This is a genomic window from Sutterella massiliensis, from assembly GCF_016899755.1.
GTDB classification, from domain to species: Bacteria; Pseudomonadota; Gammaproteobacteria; order Burkholderiales; family Burkholderiaceae_F; genus Sutterella; species Sutterella massiliensis.
The window spans coordinates 1-422 of the sequence record NZ_JACJJC010000303.1 but is presented as its reverse complement, the minus strand read 5'-3'; the positions used below and the strand labels follow the sequence as shown (position 1 = coordinate 422).

At 53.3% G+C, this 422-nt stretch carries 1 protein-coding gene; it reads right to left on the bottom strand.

Going from position 1 to position 422, the window contains the following annotated elements; genetic code table 11:
* Positions 1-226: 226 nt before the first annotated feature.
* Positions 227-422: hypothetical protein (locus H6A60_RS12665; RefSeq protein WP_205105198.1), on the bottom strand; the 196-nt coding region annotated here is incomplete at its 5' end.

Below are 422 nucleotides of genomic sequence, written 5' to 3'. Positions count from 1 at the left end.
GTCGAAAAAAGACGTTCGCGGGTGCTGCCGGACCGAACCTCAATGAGAAAAGGTGGAGCAACGGAGGCGGCCCGACCGAATGTCGACCGAGCAAATTCGGACCCGCGAACGCATCGACGAAGAAGTTTCGGCGTCCGCGAGCGCTTGCACAACACTGTTTGACGCAAATACACTTTGCGTGAAGTGCAAAAACATCATGGCTTTCTACATCGTGGTTCTGATAGGGTTACAAAAAGAAATAAGCATTTGAATTGCCTGATAAACCTTGAAATTTCGAAGCGGCTGCACGAAGTTCGATTCCCCCTTCTTCGGGCCGCTCTTCCGCTAAACGCGCAACCTGAAGGAGGCGGCGCCTGCCTATCGAAGCGGCCGCAAAAACCGATGACGCGAATCGACGATCTCTCAGCCTGGCGGTACTTTGT